Origin of the sequence: Kitasatospora sp. NPDC007106 (assembly GCF_040634455.1) — a bacterium.
GTDB classification, from domain to species: Bacteria; Actinomycetota; Actinomycetes; order Streptomycetales; family Streptomycetaceae; genus Kitasatospora; species Kitasatospora arboriphila.
Genome location: NZ_JBEYFP010001221.1, coordinates 1 through 1,407, shown reverse-complemented (window position 1 = coordinate 1,407; position 1,407 = coordinate 1). Strand labels below are relative to the sequence as shown.

Annotated in this window: 1 protein-coding gene and 1 pseudogene; one reads left to right on the top strand and one right to left on the bottom strand. The window is 72.1% G+C overall.

What is annotated here, in order from left to right; genetic code table 11:
- Window positions 1-228 precede the first annotated feature (228 nt).
- The gene (paaI, locus tag ABZ641_RS37305; RefSeq protein ID WP_359989022.1) at window positions 229-666 is read left to right on the top strand and encodes a hydroxyphenylacetyl-CoA thioesterase PaaI; all 438 of its coding nucleotides are present in this window, start codon (window positions 229-231) and stop codon (window positions 664-666) included.
- A gap of 43 nt (window positions 667-709) precedes the next feature.
- Here the strand turns inward: paaI and ABZ641_RS37300 are convergent.
- Window positions 710-1,407, bottom strand: a pseudogene (locus ABZ641_RS37300) (phenylacetate--CoA ligase family protein); the annotation flags it as partial.

Here is a 1,407-nt window from a genome sequence, read left to right as displayed (position 1 = left end):
CGTACCCGCAGCCGGTGCCGGTGCCGGGAATTCGTGAACGACGCTGTCGTGCGGATGCTGGTCGCCGTTCACCCCGCCGGCGCGGCGGGCTCTTCCGGAATTCACCCGGCCGCGCGGTGTCCGCGGGACGATCGGGCCACCGTTGACAGTCGACGGTGGGGATCGATGTAATTCCCGGGAGCGGATCATCGGGTGTTTCGGGCCGGTCCCGGGGGAGGCAGGGGAAACATGGACGGGAATGCGGAGCCGGGTGCTGCCGGGAATTCCGGGATGGCTGCGCTCTTCGAGCGCGACCGGACGTGCCGGTCGCTGGGAATCTCCCTCGACGAGGTGTCGGCGGGGCACGCCAGCATGGGCATGAAGGTGACGGACGACATGGTGAACGGCCACGGCATCGCGCACGGCGGCTTCATTTTCCTGCTCGCCGACGCCGCGTTCTCGTACGCGTGCAACAGCTACGGCCCGGTCACCGTGGCGCAGGCCGCCCAGGTCACCTTCCTCGCTCCGGCGGCGGTCGGCGACGAGTTGGTGGCGGAGGCTGCCGAGCGGTCGCGCTCGGGGCGGCACGGAATCTACGACGTGACCGTCCGGCAATCCACCGGGAAGGTCGTCGCGGAATTCCGCGGGCAGAGCGTCACGCTCTCCGGAAAGCCGCTCGGCGGCTGAGGAGTTCCAAAGGGCGCGACGCCCCCGCCCGGCGGGTCGGGTCTCAGTCCTTGGGGCGCTCGTCGACGACCTGGCGCAGCTTGCCCGTGCGCGGGTTGGTGACCAGTTCGGAGCGCGGCACCCACTCGATCGTCAGGGGGTGGATCGCGCCGGCCGCGACCTCCTCGGGGTAGGTGGGCCGGGCGGCGTACACGGCGGCGATCAGCCGCTCGGTGAGGTCGGCGGGCGGCTGCCCGGTGCAGCCGAGGCGCAGGACGATGCCGTCCCGGCCGTCCCAGCGGCGCTGCACCATCTGCATGCCGGCGATGTGCCGTTCGGGGTCGGCGGCGACGAGGACGGCGCGGACGTCCTCGCTCGGCATGGAGACGATGCCGACCCGGCCGCCCTCCTCGGAGCGGCCGAGCAGGCGGAAGCGGCGGCAGTCGGCGTCGAGCCATTCGGCGCGGTCGCCGGCCGGGTAGCGCAGGATCGGCATCAGGGTGCGGAAGAGGTTGGTGACGACGACGCGTCCCGGCACACCGGGGGTGGTGATCGGCTCGCCGGTCGTGCTGTCGACGATCTCCACCAGCGTGCGGTTCGGGAAGGCCTCGTGCACCCGGACGTCGTCGCCGGGGACGGGCGAGGCGACCAGGCCGGCGTCCACCGAGGCGTAACCGACCGAGGAGATCGCCGCCTTGGGGAAGGCCCGGGCGAGCAGCGGCCGCAGATCGGTGAAGAGCAGGTCGCCGCCGAACAGCAGCA

What these genes read in the sequence shown, in the direction of transcription:
- paaI (WP_359989022.1), top strand. Translation starts at nt 229, where the DNA reads ATGGACGGGAATGCGGAGCCGGGTGCTGCCGGGAATTCCGGGATGGCT.